The 202-nt window shown below is 55.9% G+C and carries 1 tRNA gene and 1 rRNA gene; both read right to left on the bottom strand.

The window, feature by feature from the left end:
- Positions 1-7 precede the first annotated feature (7 nt).
- Positions 8-124, bottom strand: a 5S ribosomal RNA gene (gene rrf, locus HMPREF2625_RS01790).
- A gap of 3 nt (positions 125-127) precedes the next feature.
- Positions 128-200: transfer RNA gene (locus HMPREF2625_RS01785), tRNA-Ala, on the bottom strand.
- Positions 201-202 lie beyond the last annotated feature (2 nt).

Here is a 202-nt window from a genome sequence, read left to right as displayed (position 1 = left end):
AAAACTAGTCCGGCGACAACCTACTCTCCCACACCCATCAAAGTGCAGTACCATCAGCGCAAAGAGGCTTAGCTACTGGGTTCGGAATGGAACCAGGCGTTTCCCTCTCACTATAATCACCGAAACGTGGAGGCGAGGGGACTCGAACCCCTAACCCTCTGCTTGCAAAGCAGATGCGCTACCAATTGCGCCACGCCCCCGC

The sequence above is a fragment of the Rothia sp. HMSC064D08 genome, from assembly GCF_001809525.1.
Lineage (GTDB): Bacteria > Actinomycetota > Actinomycetes > Actinomycetales > Micrococcaceae > Rothia > Rothia dentocariosa.
This window is presented reverse-complemented; position numbering and strand designations above follow the sequence as displayed.